Origin of the sequence: Mesorhizobium sp. M0030, from assembly GCF_040323695.1 — a bacterium.
Taxonomy (GTDB): Bacteria; Pseudomonadota; Alphaproteobacteria; order Rhizobiales; family Rhizobiaceae; genus Mesorhizobium.
Genome location: NZ_JAMYVE010000002.1, coordinates 653573 through 672285 on the forward strand (window position 1 = coordinate 653573; position 18713 = coordinate 672285).

Here is an 18713-nt window from a genome sequence, read left to right on the forward strand (position 1 = left end):
AATCGCCATCCAAGCAACGGAAAAAGATGATGGCGGCACAAGACAAAAGCCGGGCAGGGGGCCTTCAGCTTTGGCGTGATGCGCGCCTGGCAACCATGGCCGAAGGCGTTGCCGGACTTGGCATCGTCGAAAAGGGCGCGATCGTCTCCCGTGACGGCATCATCGTCTATGCCGGCCCGGAAGCCGACATGCCGTCAGCGTTGGCTCAGGGCGGCGAGACTACCGATTGCGAAGGCCGCTGGATCACGCCCGGCCTGATCGACTGCCACACCCATCTCGTCCATGCCGGCAACCGTGCCAACGAGTTCGAGATGCGGCTGGCCGGCGCCACCTATGAAGAAGTCGCCCGTGCCGGCGGCGGCATCGTCTCCTCGGTCAAATCCCTGCGTGCCGCGAGCGAAGACGCACTGGTTGCGCAGACGCTGCCACGCCTCGATGCGCTGATGGCCGAGGGCGTCACCACGGTAGAGGTAAAGTCGGGTTACGGGCTCGATCTCGAACATGAACAGAAGTCGCTTCGCGCCGCGCGGCAGCTGGACAAGCAACGCCCGGTCACGGTCCGCACCACCTTCCTCGGCGCGCATGCGCTGCCGCCGGAAGCAAAAGGCGACAAGGACGCTTTTGTCGATCTCGTCGCCAACACCATCCTCCCCGGAATCGCCGCCGAGGGCCTGGCTGACGCCGTCGACGGCTTTTGCGAGGGCATTGCCTTTTCGCCGGAACAGATTGCCCGCGTCTTCGACAAGGCCAAGGCGCTTGGCCTGCCGGTCAAACTCCATGCCGACCAGTTGTCCAACCTGCATGGCGCCGAACTCGCCGCCCGCTATGGCGCGCTGTCGGCCGACCATCTCGAATACACCGACGAGGCCGGCGCCGCAGCGATGGCCAAGGCCGGCACCGTGGCGACCATCCTGCCCGGCGCCTACTATTTCATCCGCGAAACCAAGAAGCCGCCGGTCGGCCTGTTCCGCCAGCACGGCGTCAAGATGGCGGTCGCCACCGACAACAATCCCGGGACGTCGCCGCTGACCTCGCTGTTGCTGACCATGAACATGGCAGCGACGCTTTTCGGCCTGACCGTCGAGGAATGCCTGGCCGGCACCACTCGCGAGGCTGCCCGCGCGCTTGGGCTGCTTGGCAAGACCGGCACGCTTGAGGCAGGAAAATCCGCCGACCTGGCGATCTGGGACATCGAGCGTCCGGCCGAACTCGTCTACCGCATGGGCTTCAACCCGCTCCATGCCCGCATCTGGAGAGGACAATGACCGAACTTAACCTGAAGCCCGGCAATGCGACGCTGGCCGACTGGCGCGCTATCTATCGTGGCGCCATGCCGAAGCTCGACGCCTCCTGCCGGCCAAAAATCAAGGCCAGCGCCGAGGCAGTCGCCCGCATCGTCGCCAAGGGTGAGCCGGTCTACGGCATCAACACCGGCTTCGGCAAACTGGCCAGCGTCCGCATTCCGGCCGAGGATCTAGAGACCCTGCAACGCAACATCGTTTTGTCGCATGCCGCCGGTGTCGGCGAGCCGATGCCGGTTTCGGTGGTTCGGCTGATGATGGCGCTGAAGCTCGCCAGCCTTGCGCAGGGCGCGTCGGGCGTACGGCCGCAAACCATCGAGTTGCTGGAAGCGATGCTGGCCAACGACGTCATCCCCATGGTGCCGGCGCAGGGCTCGGTCGGCGCCTCCGGCGATCTCGCGCCGCTGTCGCACATGACGGCGGTGATGATCGGCGTCGGCGAATGCTTTACACCGCATGGCCGCTTCCCGGCCAAGGTCGCTTTCGTCTCGCACGGCCTGGAGCCCGTGACGCTCGGCGCCAAGGAAGGTCTGGCGCTGCTCAACGGCACGCAGTTTTCCACCGCCTACGCGCTGGCCGCTCTGTTCGAGGCCGAAGTGCTGTATCAGTCGGCGCTGGTCGCCGGGGCGCTGTCGACCGACGCTGCCAAGGGCTCGGACGCGCCCTTCGATCGGCGCATCCATCTCCTGCGCAAACATCCCGGCCAGATCGAGACGGCGGAAGCGCTGCGCAACCTGATGGCCGGCAGCGCCATTCGTGAATCGCACCGCGTCGGCGATGAGCGCGTGCAGGATCCGTACTGCCTGCGCTGCCAGCCGCAGGTGATGGGTGCGGCGCTCAACGTGCTGCGCCAGGTCGCCGATACGCTCGGCACCGAGGCCAATGGCGTCACCGACAATCCGCTGATCTTCGCCGAGGACGATACTGCGCTGTCCGGCGGCAATTTCCACGCCGAGCCGGTGGCTTTCGCTGCCGACATGATCGCGCTTGCCGTCTGCGAGATCGGCTCGCTGTCGGAGCGCCGCATCGCCATGCTGGTAGACCCCGCGCTGTCCGGCATGCCGGCCTTCCTGACGCCGAAGCCCGGCCTGAACTCCGGCTTCATGATCCCGCAGGTGACGGCGGCGGCGCTCGTCTCTGAGAACAAGCAGAAGGCCTATCCGGCAAGTGTCGATTCCATCCCGACCTCGGCCAACCAGGAAGACCATGTCTCGATGGCCGCACACGGCGCTCGCCGGCTGATCGGCATGATCGAAAACGCCACGGCCGTCATCGGCATCGAACTCCTGGCCGCCGCGCAAGGCTGCGATTTCCATGCGCCGCTGGCGTCGAGTGCAGCTCTGGAAGCGGTTCGCAAGCTGGTCCGCGCCGAGGTGCCGCATCTCGACAATGACCGGCATTTCCACCCTGACATGGAAAAAGCCATCGCCATGGTGCGCAGCGGCGCTGCCATCAAGGCTGCGAGCGCGGTGACATTGCCTTCGATCTCGGGAGTCTGACATGACCGACTGGCTGACAGTGACGGAAGGCACGGCACCCCTGTTGGTGTCCATCCCGCACACGGGTATCGATCTCGCCGGCATCGACAATCGGCTGGTCTCGCCCTGGCTCGGCCGCCGCGATTGCGACTGGTGGATCGACAATCTCTACGATTTTGCCGCCGGCCTTGGCGCGACTGTCGTGCACACGTCGATCTCGCGCACCGTCATCGATGTCAACCGCGATCCTTCCGGCGCCTCGCTCTATCCCGGGCAGACGACAACGACGCTATGCCCGACCGAGACCTTCGACGGCGATCCGCTGTATCTGCCCGGCGCGGAACCGACGCCATCGGAGATAGACCAGCGCCGCATAGCGTATTTCGTGCCCTACCATGAAATGCTGGCGGCTCAGTCCGTCAGGCTGCGCGGCCTGCATGAGAAGGTCGTCATTTACGATTGCCACTCGATCCGGTCGGTGCTGCCGCGCCTGTTCTACGGCACGCTGCCGGTGTTCAATCTCGGCACCAATGACGGCCAGACCGCGGATCCTACGCTGCAGGCGCTGGTTGGCCAGATCATGGCCGAGAGCGGTGAAAGCAATGTCATCAACGGCCGTTTCAAGGGTGGCTGGATCACCCGCTATTTCGGCAATCCGCAAGGCGGCTACCATGCGCTGCAGATGGAACTTGCCGATCGCGGCTATTTGCGCGAGCCCGAGGGCAAGGGCGAACCGGACAATTGGCCGGTGCCTTATGATGCCGAGTTCGCCGCGCCGATGCGCGCCACACTGACGAAAATCCTCCAATCCGCCATTGACTGGGCCGGGCGCTGAGACGCCGCCTTACTCCAAAGGGACAATGATGAACAATCCTCGCCACAACATCCGCGAAGTGCGCGCGCCCCGCGGCGACAAGCTCAACGCCAAATACTGGACGACCGAAGCGCCGCTGCGCATGCTGATGAACAACCTCGATCCCGATGTCGCCGAAAACCCCAATGAGCTCGTCGTCTATGGCGGCATCGGCCGGGCCGCGCGCACCTGGAACGATTTCGACAGCATCGTCGCCTCGTTGAAGACCCTCAATGAAGACGAGACGCTGCTGGTCCAGTCCGGCAAGCCGGTCGGCGTCTTCCGGACGCACACCGATGCGCCGCGCGTGCTGATCGCCAACTCCAACATCGTGCCGCATTGGGCGACCTGGGATAAATTCAACGAGCTCGATAAAAAAGGCCTGATGATGTACGGCCAGATGACGGCCGGCTCCTGGATCTATATCGGCACGCAAGGCATCGTGCAGGGCACCTACGAGACCTTCGTCGAGGCCGGCCGCCAGCACTACAATGGCAACCTTACGGGCAAATGGATCCTGACCGGCGGCCTCGGCGGCATGGGCGGCGCCCAGCCGCTTGCCGCCGTCATGGCCGGCGCCTGCTGCCTCGCCATCGAATGCAATCCGGACTCGATCGATTTCCGGCTGCGCACCCGCTATGTCGACGAGAAGGCCGAGACGCTCGACGAAGCGATGGAAATGATCGAGCGCTGGACCAAGGCCGGCGAGGCGAAGTCGGTCGGCCTGCTCGGCAATGCGGCCGACATCGTGCCGGAAATGTTCAAGCGGGGCATCCGCCCCGACATGGTCACCGACCAGACCTCGGCGCATGACCCGATTAACGGCTATCTGCCCAAGGGCTGGACGATGGCTGAGTGGCGCGAGAAGCGCGTCTCCGATCCCAAGGCTGTCGAGAAGGCCGCCCGCGCCTCGATGCGCGAGCATGTCGAGGCGATGGTCGCGTTCTGGAATGCCGGCGTGCCGACGCTCGACTATGGCAACAACATCCGCCAGGTCGCCAAGGACGAAGGCTTCGAGAACGCCTTTGCCTTCCCGGGCTTCGTGCCGGCCTATATAAGGCCGCTGTTCTGCCGCGGCATCGGCCCGTTCCGCTGGGCTGCTCTTTCGGGCGATCCCGAGGATATCTACAAGACGGACGCCAAGGTGCGCGAACTCACCCCCGGCAACACCCATCTGCACAACTGGCTGGACATGGCACGTGAGCGCATCGCCTTCCAGGGCCTGCCGGCGCGCATCTGCTGGGTCGGCCTCGGCGACCGCCACAGGCTGGGGCTCGCCTTCAACGAGATGGTGGCCAGGGGCGAACTCAAGGCGCCCGTCGTCATCGGCCGCGACCACCTCGATTCCGGCTCGGTGGCTTCGCCCAACCGCGAGACGGAAGCGATGAAGGACGGCTCCGACGCCGTCTCCGACTGGCCGCTGCTCAATGCGTTGCTCAACACCGCGTCGGGCGCAACCTGGGTGTCGCTGCATCATGGCGGTGGCGTCGGCATGGGCTTCTCGCAGCATGCCGGCATGGTCATCGTCGCCGACGGCACGCCGGACGCCGCAAGGCGCCTGCAGCGCGTGTTGTGGAACGATCCGGCGACAGGCGTCATGCGCCACGCCGATGCCGGCTACGACATCGCCATCGAGTGCGCGAAGGAGCACCAGCTCAATCTGCCCGGTATTTTAGGCTGATTGGCTTAAATGATGCGCATCCTACGGGCCGCCGACTACCGGGTCATGCCGTGGAAGAATGGCGGCGGCACGACCACCGAGATCGCCGTCTCGCCGGACGGCGCCGGCCTGGACGATTTCGACTGGCGCGTTTCGATGGCGCGAGTCGAGGATAGCGGGCCGTTCTCGGGCTTTGCCGGCGTCGACCGCACGCTGGCCGTGCTGGAAGGCGAGGGCATCGTCCTCGACATTGCTGGCCGGCGGCCGGCCGAAGTGACGGCGGCTTCCGCCCCGCTGTCCTTCCCGGCCGATGTGCCGACCTCGGCGGCGCTGATCTCCGGTCCGATCACCGACCTCAACGTTATGACCCGCCGCGGGCGGGCCATGCACACGGTCGAGCGCCTGGTGGTCTCGGTTCCGACCGATATCCGGCCGACCAGCGCTATGACCCTGATCCTGCCGTTCGACGGCGAGGTCGGCCTCAGCGGCCCGACATCGTCTCGTCTTGGACCCCTCGACACGCTGTTGCTCGGTCCGCAGGCGAAACTACGGGTTGAACCGGTACGGCCGACGACCGTGTTCGTCGTCCGGATAGCCAGGCTGGGCCAGCCGCACCGCCAGCACAACGATTAACGCCTGTTGCCAAACATGATCGCACGCCGGAGAAATCTGGCGTAAGCTGTTGTCTGGATCACGAAAAAGCCCGAATCCTTCCGTCGTTCCAAGGCGGACGGGAGGGCAGGGGTGCTCGTCCTTGAGTTGTCGAAAGCCCCACTTAAAATGTCGAAGGGATAACGCCTCTGGCGTGGTGCGAAGCAAAACTTTCGGCCAGTGTAATCATGCAACCAATTGCATTTGAATCGGTTTTAGGGACATTGCCGTGGTGGTGGCGCCGCATCGCGTCCCCCATGCGGAATTTTCAATGAATATCCAGACAAATCCTGCCCATATCGAAAAGTCCAGCGCCGGCTTCCCGGTCATCACCGAAGAGCCGATACGCTCCAATTTCCTGCCCGAAGAGCGGCTGCGCGCGCTGGGCGAAAGCCTTGCCAAGGGCGACATCAAGGACCTGTTCGGCCTGACGCCGTTCGATTTCCAGGCCCGCATCCGCGACAGCGCCAAGAAAATCCTCGAAGTCTACCGCTCGACCAATGCCGCCCAGGCCAAGGGCGAAACCATCACGCCTGCCGCCCAATGGCTGCTCGACAACAATTATCTCGTCGAGGAGACCATTTTTCAGGTGAAGCGCGACCTGCCGCGCCGTTTCTACCGGCAGTTGCCGACCCTGAAAGTGGCCGATCGCGCCGCGGTGCCGCGCGCGCTGGCCCTGGCCTGGAGCTATGTCGCCCATTCCGACAGTTCGGTTTCGGCGACCATGTTCAAATCCATCGTCGAGGGTTTTCAGTCGGTCGAGCCGCTCAAGATCGGCGAGCTCTGGGCGCTGCCGTCGCTGCTGCGCTTCGTTTTGATCGAGAATCTGCGCCGCATCGCCGTGCGCGTCGACCGCACCAGGCAGATGCGCCATATCGCCAACGAGGTCGCCGACCGCGTGCTGGCGACCGACGACAATGCAGACCGCCGGAAGATCCTGTCGGGCTACGGCGCGCATGCGCAGGACACCACCTTCGCCACCCAGTTGCTCTACCGCCTGCGCGACGGCTCGCAGAATGCCGGCAGGGCGCTGGAATGGCTGGAGGTCGAGCTCGAGAAAACCGGCTCCGACGCCGAGGAAATCATCATTTCCGAGCATCGCACGCTGTCCAGCGGCAATGTCACCACCGGCAATATCATCCGCGGCCTGCGCCTCATCAACGACGTCGACTGGACGGTGTGGTTCGAGGGCGTCAGCCGCATCGACACGCTGTTGCGCGAGCGCACCGATTTCGCCGCGCTCGATTTCTTTTCGCGCGACCAGTACCGCACGTCGATCGAGCAACTGGCGCGCCGCTCCGACCTGTCCGAATTCCGTGTCGCCGAAAAGGCCATCGAGCTGGCCAGCCATGTTCCCGGGGTCACCGATGCCTCCGGCGTGCCGGATGCATCAGCCGATCCGGCCATGCATACCGATGTCGGCTTCTTCCTGGTCGGCCCGCGCCGGCCGGATCTGGAAAAGGCGATCGGCTATCGGCCGCCCTTCCATGTGACCTTCAAGCGCGCCTTCACCGCCACGGGCTGGCTCGGCATCGTTGTGCCGGTCTTCCTGCTGACGGTGCTGCTGCTGGTTGTCTCCGGCAATGCGCTTGCCCATCTCGGCCTGTCGGTGGAATCCATCACGCTGATGCTGGCGCTGTTTGCGGTGCCTGCCAGCGAAGGCGCGCTCGCCTTCTTCAACACCGTTGTTTCACTGTTCCTGAAGCCGACGCGGCTCGTCGGCTATGATTACAAGCACGGCATTCCGGCGGCATCACGCACCTTGGTCGTGGTGCCGTCGCTGATCGGCTCGCGCGATGATGTCGAGGAAAACATCCGCAACATCGAGGTGCATCACCTCGCCAACACGGCCGAAGAAATCCATTTCGCGCTGCTGTCCGACTGGCCGGATTCCAAGACCGAGATCGACGCCGCCGACATCGAGATCCTGCAATATGCGCGCGACGAGATCGCCAGGCTCAATGCCCGTTATCCCTCGGAAGGCGCGCCGCGTTTCTATATCCTGCATCGCCGCCGGCTCTACAACCAGGCGCAGGGCGCCTGGATGGGCTGGGAGCGCAAGCGCGGCAAGCTGCATGAGCTGAACCTTCTCTTGCGCGGCGACAGCGACACCACCTTCCTGCCGCTCGACGTGCCGCTGCCGGAAAAGGTCGTCTATGTCATGACGCTCGACGCCGACACGCGCACCACGCGCGACGCCGTGTCGTCACTGGTCGGCAAGCTCGCCCATCCGCTCAACCGCCCGCATTTCGACGCGACAAAGCGCGTCGTTACCACCGGCTACACCATTCTGCAGCCGCGCATCACAGCCTCGCTCACCAGCGGCGACGACGCTTCTTTCTTCCAGCGCGTCTTCTCGTCCAACAGCGGTCTCGATCCTTACGTCTTTGCCGTCTCGGATCTCTACCAGGACGTCTTCAGCGACGGCTCCTTCACCGGCAAGGGCCTTTATCACGTCGACGCTTTCGAGGCGGCGCTGCAGGGCCGCATCGAGGAAAACACCGTCCTCAGCCACGATCTGCTCGAAGGTGCGTTGGCGCGCGCAGCACTTGTCACCGATGTCGAACTGGTCGAGGACTATCCTACCCGCTACTCGGTCGACGCCTCGCGCCACCACCGCTGGGCGCGCGGCGACTGGCAGCTGCTGCGCTTCATCTTCTCGCCGCGTTCCGGCGTGCCGGCGCTGTCGCGCTGGAAGATGGTCGACAATCTGCGCCGCTCGCTGACCCCGATCTTCTGGGTGATGGCGGCGATCGCCGGCTGGACGCTGCTGCCCTTCACGCAGGCCGCGCAGTGGCAGGCGCTGCTGATCCTGTCGCTGTTCATGGCGCCGACCTTCGATGTCGTCAACGCCATCCTGCCCAAGAGCGGCGACCAGACGCCGCGCGGCCATTTCTCCGCGCTGGCGCACGACACCGTCTTCGGCACGGCCCTTGTGGCGCTGAAAGTGCTGTTGATGGCGCACAATGCCTGGATGATGGGCGACGCCATCGTGCGCACGCTCTACCGCCTGTTCGTCAGCCGCCAGAACCTGCTGGAATGGCGCACCGCGTCGCAGGCGCACAAGGGCGGCGACAACGATATCGGCTCCTATTACAGCATGATGTATGGCGCCGTGATCATCGGCGTCGTCGGTCTCGCTATCCCCGTGCTGGCCGATTCCACCGGTGCCTTCGTCGCCTTCTTCTTCGCTCTGTTCTGGATGGGTTCGCCGGCGGTTGCCTGCTGGATCAGCCGCTCGGCCGAGACCGAGGACCGCCTGCGCATATCGGAGGCCGACATCCACGCGCTGCGCACCGTGGCGCGCCGCACCTGGCATTATTTCGAAACCTTCGTCACGGCCGAGCACCACAATCTGCCGCCCGACAATTTCCAGGAAAGCCCGGCGCCGGTTGTAGCGCCGCGGACGTCGCCGACCAATATCGGCGTCTACCTGCTGTCGGTGGTGTCGGCACGCGATTTCGGCTGGATTGCGCTCTCCGACGCCATCACCCGGATCGACGCCACGATGACGACCATCGAGAGCATGCCGCGCAACCGTGGCCACCTCTTCAACTGGTACGACACCACGACGCTCAAACCGCTCTATCCGCTCTACATCTCCGCCGTCGACAGCGGCAATCTCGCCGGACATCTGGTCGCGGTGGCGGCTGCCTGCGCCGAATGGGCGGAAGCCCCGTCCGTTCACCTGCAGGGCGATTTCGAAGGCGTCCTCGACACGGTGAGCATCCTCGACGAGAGCCTCGAGGAATTGCCTGACGACCGCCGGCAACTGCGGCCGTTGCGCCAGCGTCTGGCCGACCGCCTCGACGGCATGCGGCGCGCCGTCATGACCATCAAGGCGCAGCCGGAAATGGCCTCGATCCGCACCATCAACCTGGCCGTGCTTGCCGGCGAGATCCGCAAGCTCGCCACCGCCATCCACACCGAGGCCGGATCGCAGCGCAGCGACATTATCGCCGACTGGGCGGCACGGCTGGAAGCGACCTGCGAGGCGCATGTGCATGACTCGCACAGCGACGAAAACGCCGTCGAAGCCTTGCGCGCCAAGCTGCTGGCGCTGCGCGAACGCTGCCGCCGCTATGCCTTCGAGATGGATTTCTCTTTCCTGATGCGTCAGGAGCGCAAACTGCTGTCGATCGGCTACCGGGTGGAGGAGCATCAGCTCGACGAGAGCTGCTACGATCTTCTCGCCTCCGAGGCGCGGCTGACCAGCCTGTTCGCCATCGCCAAGGGTGACCTGCCCACGGAGCATTGGTTCCGGCTTGGAAGGCCGATTGTCGAGATCGGCTTCCAGGGTGCGCTGATGTCCTGGTCGGGCTCGATGTTCGAGTATCTGATGCCGCCTTTGGTAATGAAGGAGCCGCAGGGGTCGATCCTCAACCAGACCAGCAAGCTGATCATCAAGCGCCAGATCCAGTACGCGCGTTCGAAGAACGTGCCCTGGGGCATTTCGGAAGCGGCCTACAATGCCCGCGACCGCGAACTGACCTACCAGTATACCAATTTCGGCGTGCCCGGACTTGGTCTCAAGCGCGGCCTTGGCCAGAACACGGTGATCGCGCCTTACGCCACGATCCTCGCGGCGCAGTTCACACCGCGCGAATCCGTCCAGAATCTGGCCAGGCTGCGCTCCATCGGCGCTCTCGGCCGGCATGGCTTTTACGACGCCGTCGACTTCACGCCGCAGCGCGTGCCGGAAGGCACCGACCATGCCGTTGTCCTGAACTACATGGCGCATCACTCCGGCATGTCGATCGCCGCCGTTGCCGACGCCATCTTCGAGGGCCGGCTGCGCGACCGCTTCCACAGCGATCCGGTGATCGAGTCTGCCGAACTCCTGCTGCAGGAGAGGGCGCCGCGCGACATCCCGACCGCCACGGTCAGGACCGAAGCCGACGAGCGTTCGAAGGACGAGACCGAGGTCGAGAGCCCGGACTCGCGCATTATCCTCGACCCGCTGAGGGCGTTGCGCGCCACCAGCGTCATGTCCAATGGCCGCTACTCCGTCATGGTCTCGGCCACCGGTTCCGGTTACAGCCGCTGGGGCGAACTCGCCGTCACCCGTTGGCAGCCCGACCCGACCGAAGACCGGCTCGGCTCCTACATCTTCCTGCGCGACGCCGGCAGCGGCGACTGGTGGTCGGCCACCGCAGAGCCGAAGCAGGCGACCGGCGAGAGAGTGCAGACGCTGTTTTCCGACGACAAGGCGAGCTTCGTCAAAACAGTGGGCTCGCTGCGTTCGGAGGTCGAATGCATCGTCATCTCGGAAGGCAATGGCGAGGGACGGCGCGTCACGCTCTACAATGACGGCGCCACTGACCGGCATATCGAGGTGACCTCGTTTGCCGAGCTGGTGCTGGGCAACGAAGCCTCCGACAATGCCCATCCTGCGTTCTCGAAAATGTTTATCGAGACCGAGATCGCTGCCAACAACGGTGCCATCTTTGCCACCAGGCGCAAGCGCGACAAGCACGAGCCTGACGTCACCATGGTGCATTTCGTCACCGATCCGTCCGGGTCGGCGCGCGATGCCGAGGCCGAAACCGACCGCCGTGCCTTCATCGGCCGTGGCCGTACCATCGCGGAAGCGGCGGCCTTCGATCTCGGCGCCAAGCTTGGCGGTCACCACGGCTTCACCCTCGATCCGGTAGCGGCCCTGCGCCGCCAGGTGCGGGTGCCGGCCAACAAGAAGATATCGCTGACCTTCTGGACCGCCGTCGGCGCCAACCGCGCCGAACTTGACGAGGCCATCGCCAGGCTCGACCATCCCGAAAGTTTTGCCCGCCAGGCGATGCTTGCCTGGACGCGTTCGCAGGTGCAGACCCGCCATCTTGGTCTCAGCCTGACCGACGCCGCCAACGTGCAGAAGCTGGCGCGCTTCCTGATCTATCCCGATCCGTTCCTGCGCCTGCCCGGCGAATCCATCGCTTCGGGGCTGGGCAAGCAGTCCAGCCTGTGGCCGACCAGCATTTCGGGCGATTTCCCGATCTTCCTGGTCCGCATCGGCGACGTGGCCGACCTCGAAATTGTAGCCCAGGCGCTGCGCTTCCAGGAGTATATGCGCGCCCGCGGCATGATGATCGACTTCGTGGTCGTCAACGAGCAGGCATCGTCCTATGTCCAGGACCTGCAGCGCGCGGTCGAGACGCTGTGCGAAAACAGCCGCCTGCGCGGCAAGGAACTCGGGCCGCGCCAGCACATCTTCGCCGTGCGCCGCGACCTGATGGACGAGGCGACGTACAAGACGCTGCTGGCGGTTGCCCGCGTGGTTCTGCACACGCGCAACGGCACCATCTTCGACCAGATCGAACGCGCCGAGGCGGCAGCCTTGCAAGCACGCGATGCCCTGCAGCCGGTGGCCCCCGCGTCGCTGCGCGAGCCGTCTCTGCCGGTGCCGGCGGCGCCTGCATACCATGCCGCGTCCGACAGCAGCGCCGACGGCAGCGGCCTCAGCCAATGGAACGGCTTTGGCGGTTTCGAGGGCGACGGCCGCCACTATGTCACCCGCCTTGCCGGGCGGCGCTCGACGCCGCAGCCCTGGATCAACGTCGTCTCGAACGCCTCGTTCGGATTCCATGTCTCGGCCGAAGGCGCTGCCTTCACCTGGAGCCGCAACAGCCGCGATTACCAGCTGACGCCATGGTCGAACGATCCGGTCACCAACCGGCCGGGCGAGGGCATCTACATCTACGATCAGGCCAGCGGCAAGGCATTCTCGCCGCTGGCTGCCGTGGTCCGCGATCCCTCGATGACCTATGAGACATGGCACGGCCAGGGCTTCTCCACCTTCCGGTCCAAACGCGGCCCGCTGTCGATGGATCTGACGCACGTCGTCGATCCCGTCGATCCAGTGAAGATCACGCGGCTGCGCATCCAGAACTCAGGCTCGGGGCCGGCGCGGCTGCGCGTCTATGCCTATGCCGAATGGGTTCTCGGCAGCCATCGCTCGAGCACTGCTGCGACCATCATCCCGTCCAGGGATCCAGCGACCGGCGCGCTTCTGGCGCAAAACCCCTACGGTCTCGATTTCGGCGACCGGGTGGCCTTCCTGGCCGCCACCGGTCCGGTGCATTCGGTGACAGCCGATCGTGGCGAGTTCATCGGCAGGCACGGCACCAGCGCCTTCCCGCACACTGTCGTCAGCGGCGCCGGCCTGTCGGGCCGCGTCGAGGCCGGCGACGATCCGTGCGCAGCTGTCGCCAGCGACATCGACATCCCTGCCGGCGGCGACGTCACGCTGGTCTGGCTGCTTGGCGACGCCGCTACATCAGCCGAAGCGAGCGCGTTGGTGCAGACCCATTCGGGCAAGGATTTCGACCAGCGGCTGGCCGATAATGAACGCGTCTGGCGCGGCTTCCTCGACACCATCCAGGTCGAGACGCCCGACAAGGCGCTCGACGCCATGGTCAATCACTGGCTGCCCTATCAGAGCCTGGCCTGCCGCATCCGCGCCCGCTCGGCCTTTTATCAGGCAAGCGGCGCCTTCGGCTTCCGCGACCAGCTGCAGGACACGCTGGCCCTGCTTGCGCATGATCCGAAACTGGCGCGCGACCAGATCCTCAATGCGGCGCGCCGGCAGTTCCCCGAAGGCGACGTCCAGCATTGGTGGTTGCCGCGCACCGACGCCGGCGTGCGCACCATGATCTCCGACGATGTGGTCTGGCTGGCGCATGCCACCAATCGCTACATCGAGGTGACCGGCGATACAGGGATCCTGAAGGAGCAGCTGCCTTTCATCGACGGGCAGGTGTTGGGCGAGGGCGAGCACGACGCCTTCTTCACGCCGGAAATCTCCAAGACGAACGCTTCGCTTTACGACCATTGCGCGCGCGCGCTCGACCTTGCGATCAAGCGCAGCAGCCCGGCCGGGCTGCCGCTGATCCTCGGCGGCGACTGGAACGACGGCATGAACCGCGTCGGCGAAGCCGGCAAGGGGGAGAGTGTCTGGCTCGGCTGGTTCCTTTTGAAGACGCTGGGCGACTTTACCACCGTGGCCAAGGGGCAGGGCGACACCAAACGGGCGCAGGCCTGGACAAAACACGCCGATGTGCTGAAGCGGGCGCTGGAAAGCACCGCCTGGGACGGCCAGTGGTATCGCCGCGGCAGCTACGACGACGGCACGCCGCTTGGCTCGCATAATTCGGACGAGTGCAAGATCGACTCCATCGCGCAGTCGTGGAGCGTGCTCTCCGGCGAGGGCGACCCCGCGCGCTCGACCACGGCGATGCAGCAGGCGACGAACCTGCTGGTCGACGACAAGCTCAAGATCGTCAAACTGTTTACCCCGGCCTTCCAGAACACGAGAAAGGACCCTGGTTACATCAAGAGTTATCCGCCGGGCGTGCGCGAGAACGGCGGCCAGTACACCCATGCGGCGACCTGGTTCGTGATCGCGCTCGCCGAAATGGGCCGCTCCGACGATGCCTATCGCTGCTTCTCGATGCTGAACCCGGTCAACCATGCTCTCGACGATGCATCGGCCGAGCATTACCGCGTCGAGCCGTACGTCGTCGCCGCCGACATCTATTCCGGTGAGGACAAGGGCGGTCGCGGCGGCTGGACCTGGTATACGGGCTCAGCGGGATGGCTCTACCGTGCTGCGGTCGAAGGCATTCTGGGCATCGAGCGGCGGGGCAAGCAGATCACGTTCCGGCCGAAACTGCCCAGCCATTGGGACGGCTATTCTGCAACGCTGAAGATGCTGGGGGCGGAGGTCAAGGTTCGCGTCATCCGCGACAAAAAGGCCAAATCCATCTCGCTCGAAGTCAATGGAACCAAGACAAAGTCTTCCGGTTTTCAGCCGAAAGCCGGCGACAAGACCGAGGTGGTCGTCAAGATACCCGCGTAAAATCAAAGGCTTCAGATTATTGACGCGCGCCTTTCGAGGCGCGCGTTTTCTACTTCGGCATGCTCCTGGCGCAGAACGGCGTGTCTTCCCGGATACCGGCGGTCCAAGCGTGCAGTGACTAAAAATGTGGCAGCGCCAGCTGCTGCCATGATTTTGCCGCAAGACTGACATTTCACCTTTTATCTCAAACCGTTAGGTGATCACGGCAGATTTCGCAACGTCGTCATCTTTTGTTCGCAGAATGGGAACGGAAGAGGTAGACGGGCATTGTTTTGCGACCCGTTAACCGGTACGTGTCAAGAAATGGTGCGGTGCACAATAATGTTTTGGGCGGAGTAGCTGAAGTGTCACTTCTGCAAATCTACTGGAGAGCGCTGGGTTATCTCGCAGCCGACAGGAAGCGCGTTGCGTTTATCTGCGGTGCGAATGTCGCGCTTGCCATTATCGCCATCCTCGAGCCGATCATGTTCGGCCGGGTGATCGACGCCATCTCCGATAAGGGTTCGGTGTTTTCGACGCTGGCGCTGTGGGCCGGTCTCGGCGCCTTTAACATCGTCGCCTTCGTGCTGGTGGCGCGCGGCGCCGACCGTTTTGCCCACAAGCGGCGCAGCGAGGTGCTGTGCCAGTCGTTCGAGCGCGTGATCACCATGCCGCTCGCCTGGCACCACCAGCGCGGCACCTCCAACGCGCTGCACACGCTGCTGCGCGCCGTCGAGACGCTGTTCAGCCTGTGGCTTGAATTCATGCGCCAGCATCTGTCGACGGCTGTTGCGCTGGCTCTGCTGATTCCGACCGCGATAAGCATGGATCTTCGCATGTCGCTGGTGCTGATGGCGCTGGGCGTTCTCTATGTCGGCATCGGCCGGCTTGTGATGAAGCGCACCAAGGCGGGCCAGGCCGCGGTCGAGCGTCACTACCATCAGGTCTTCGCGCATGTGACCGACTCGGTCAGCAATGTCGCCGTGCTGCAGAGCTACAACCGTCTCGGCCACGAGGCCGATACGCTGCGCCGCTATGTCAAGAACCTGCTCGACGCGCAGAACCCGGTGCTCGACTGGTGGGCGATGGCCAATGCGTTGCACCGCCTGTCGTCGACCATTTCGATGATGGTTGTGCTTTTGATCGGCGCCTATCTGGTCACCCATGGCCAGCTCAAGATCGGCGACGTCATCGCCTTCACCGGCTTTGCCACGCTGCTGATTGCCCGCCTCGACCAGATGTCGGCTTTCGCCAACCAGATTTCTGAAGCCCGCGCCAAGCTCGAGGACTTCTATCACCTCGAGGATTCGGCCGCCGACTCCGCCGAGCCGGACGGCTTGCGCGACCTCACCAACGTCACCGGCCACGTCCGCTTCGAGAATGTCGGCTTCGAGTTTGCCAATTCGAGGCAGGGCGTCGACGACGTCTCCTTCGAAGTCCAGGCCGGGCAGACGGTTGCCATCGTCGGCCCGACCGGCGCCGGCAAGACGACGCTGATCAACCTCTTGCAGCGCGTCTTCTCGCCGTCTCATGGCCGTATCCTGATCGACGGCATCGACACCCGCACGGTGACCCGCAAGTCGCTGCGTCATTCGATCGCCACCGTCTTCCAGGATGCCGGCCTGCTCAACCGCTCGATCGAGGACAACATCCGCGTCGGTCGTGCCGAGGCGACTTATGACGAGGTTCACGCCGCCGCCAATGCGGCTGCCGCGCAGGATTTCATCCTTGCCAAGAGCGCCGGCTATGACACCGTCGTCGGCGAGCGCGGCGGCCAGCTTTCAGGCGGCGAGCGTCAGCGCATCGCCATTGCCCGCGCCGTGCTCAAGGACGCACCGATCCTGGTGCTCGACGAGGCAACGAGCGCGCTCGATGTCGAGACCGAGGACCGCGTCAAGGAAGCCATCGACGAACTGAGGCGCAACCGCACCACCTTCATCATCGCCCACCGCCTGACCACCGTCCGCGACGCCGACCTGGTCGTGTTCATGGACAAGGGCAAGGTGGTCGAGATGGGCGGCTTCGCCGAACTGTCGCTGCGCAATGGCCGTTTCGCCAGCCTGCTGCGCGCCGGCGGCCTGCTCAACGACGAGGAAGTCCGCCGCCTCAGCCGCACCGTGAATATCGAAGCGGCGTAGCTTTTTTACCTCCCCCTTGTGGGGAGGTCGGACCCGTAGGGTCCGGGTGGGGGTAGTGCCCCACCACCCCCACCCCGCTGCTTCGCAGCGACCCTCCCCACGAGGGGGAGGGTAAATAAGACTGCGACACTCCCTCGATTGCCCCGAACGCGCCGCCGGTCTATCTAGACCTTATGAGCGATACCTCCTCACGCCTCGCCGGCTGGACCGACCTCGCCAACCCCACGCGCTTTGTCGGGCTGGCCGATAGGCTGGTGCCGTGGCTGGCGTCGATCGCCGCGATCCTGCTCGCCATCGGTCTCTATATGAGCTTTGCCGCGCCTGAGGATTTCCAGCAGGGCATCACGGTGCGCATCATGTATATCCACGTGCCTTTCGCCTGGCTCGCCATGATGTGCTACACGGTGATGGCCGTCGCCGCGCTCGGCACGCTGGTCTGGCGCCATCCCTTGGCCGATGTCGCGCTGAAGTCGGCAGCCCCGATCGGCGCCACCTTCACCGCACTTGCGCTGGTCACCGGCTCGATCTGGGGCAAGCCGATGTGGGGCACCTGGTGGGTCTGGGACGCCCGCCTGACCTCGGTCTTCATCCTGTTCCTGATGTATCTCGGCATCATCGCGCTGACGCGTGCGCTGGATGACGCCAGCCGCGCCGCCTGGGCCGCCGCCATCATCACGCTCGTCGGCTTCATCAACATCCCGATCATCAAATTCTCGGTCGACTGGTGGAACACGCTGCACCAGCCGGCGTCGGTGTTCCGGCTCGGCGGACCGACGATCGATCCCAGCCTGCTATGGCCGCTGCTGGTGATGGCGCTCGGCTTCACCGTGCTGTTCTTCGCGCTGCATTTGACGGCGATGCGCACCGAAATCCGCCGCCGGCGGGTGATCGCCATGCGCAGGGTGGCAGCACGGCAGGCCGACTAGCGCGATTTTCAAAACCGAAGCCATACGCCTGCCGCCAAACATTAGCATGTGCTGCTATGTTGCGGTGCAGCAACAAGAATTCTCAAAAGATTGTTCCCGACTTCGCTTGGCTCCTTGATCTCGTTTGCTTTCTTGACAGCTCGGCCGCGAAGCAAGAGTGATACCAGTCACTAGTTGTAGCGAGGGAATCGGCGATGAAACTGCGCTTGTTGGCTGGCGTCTCGACATTTGCATTGGCGCTTGGTTGGAGTTCGGCCTACGCCGCCGACGCGATTGTCGACGTTCCGAGGGCGGAGGATCTCTGGTACGTCACGCTCTTCGGCGGCGCCAGTTTCCCGAACCATGTGAAAACGGACTACAATGGTACTGGCTATTCAGTCGATCTTGATACCGGGTTCGTAATCGGCGGCGCTGTCGGTCGGCGCATCAACGATGTGTTTCGTGTCGAAGGCGAACTGTCCTACGCGCGCTACAAGGCAAGCGAATACAGCTACACGGGCGTCGGCAACTATCCGGCTTCCGGCAATCTGTCGGCCACCTATCTTCTCGCCAACGTCTGGGCCGATGTTGCGCATTTTGGTGATGCCAAACTCTATGTCGGCGGCGGTGTCGGCGCGGCCTATGTTACCGCCGATACTCACTTTGATGGCCACGCCTTTGGATACGGGCCTGGCGGCTGGGGTTTCGCCGGCCAAGTGGGCGCCGGTGTTACCTACGCGGTAACGCAGAATGTCGACCTCGATTTCGGTTACCGCTTTAAGGCCGTGACAAGCGTGGATCTAGACGACAATGATGGCGGCGGCACATACGAGAACGCCAAATTGTACTCCCACAATCTCCAGCTTGGCGTAACCCTGAAGTTCTGATTGGTTCGTC

At 64.2% G+C, this 18713-nt stretch carries 9 protein-coding genes; all 9 read left to right on the forward strand.

The features are described from left to right. Window positions 1-29 precede the first annotated feature (29 nt). The 9 genes from hutI to NKJ80_RS07220 all read left to right on the forward strand — a co-directional run bounded on the left by hutI (window position 30) and on the right by NKJ80_RS07220 (window position 18703). Window positions 30-1265: an imidazolonepropionase gene (hutI, locus tag NKJ80_RS07180; protein ID WP_023816261.1), complete on the forward strand. Its 1236-nt coding sequence runs from the start codon at window positions 30-32 to the stop codon at window positions 1263-1265. Beyond that, a complete protein-coding gene (gene hutH, locus NKJ80_RS07185) occupies window positions 1262-2800 on the forward strand; it encodes a histidine ammonia-lyase (protein ID WP_023736403.1) in 1539 nt (512 codons plus the stop codon). The genes hutI and hutH overlap by 4 nt, the downstream gene beginning before the upstream one ends. Window position 2801: 1 nt before the next feature. Then, window positions 2802-3614, forward strand: coding sequence for an N-formylglutamate deformylase (hutG, locus tag NKJ80_RS07190; protein WP_023689634.1), 813 nt, complete (start codon window positions 2802-2804; stop codon window positions 3612-3614). Window positions 3615-3642: 28 nt separating this feature from the next. Beyond that, window positions 3643-5313 (forward strand): urocanate hydratase, encoded by a 1671-nt coding sequence (gene hutU, locus NKJ80_RS07195; protein WP_023705777.1) that lies wholly within the window; start codon window positions 3643-3645, stop codon window positions 5311-5313. Window positions 5314-5325: 12 nt separating this feature from the next. Beyond that, window positions 5326-5925, forward strand: a complete 600-nt coding sequence (locus tag NKJ80_RS07200; RefSeq protein ID WP_031215462.1) for a HutD/Ves family protein — start codon at window positions 5326-5328, stop codon at window positions 5923-5925. Between the two features lie 289 nt (window positions 5926-6214). Further along, on the forward strand, window positions 6215-14794 hold the full coding sequence (locus tag NKJ80_RS07205) for a glycoside hydrolase family 94 protein (RefSeq protein WP_352497318.1): 8580 nt from the start codon (window positions 6215-6217) through the stop codon (window positions 14792-14794). Between the two features lie 344 nt (window positions 14795-15138). Further along, a complete protein-coding gene (locus NKJ80_RS07210; RefSeq protein WP_023672897.1) occupies window positions 15139-16911 on the forward strand; it encodes a glucan ABC transporter ATP-binding protein/ permease in 1773 nt (590 codons plus the stop codon). 173 nt (window positions 16912-17084) lie between these two features. Beyond that, window positions 17085-17837 (forward strand): heme ABC transporter permease, encoded by a 753-nt coding sequence (locus NKJ80_RS07215; protein WP_023682911.1) that lies wholly within the window; start codon window positions 17085-17087, stop codon window positions 17835-17837. A 194-nt stretch (window positions 17838-18031) separates the two neighbouring features. Then, a complete protein-coding gene (locus NKJ80_RS07220) occupies window positions 18032-18703 on the forward strand; it encodes an outer membrane protein (RefSeq protein WP_023742739.1) in 672 nt (223 codons plus the stop codon). The last annotated feature ends 10 nt before the right edge of the window (window positions 18704-18713 follow it).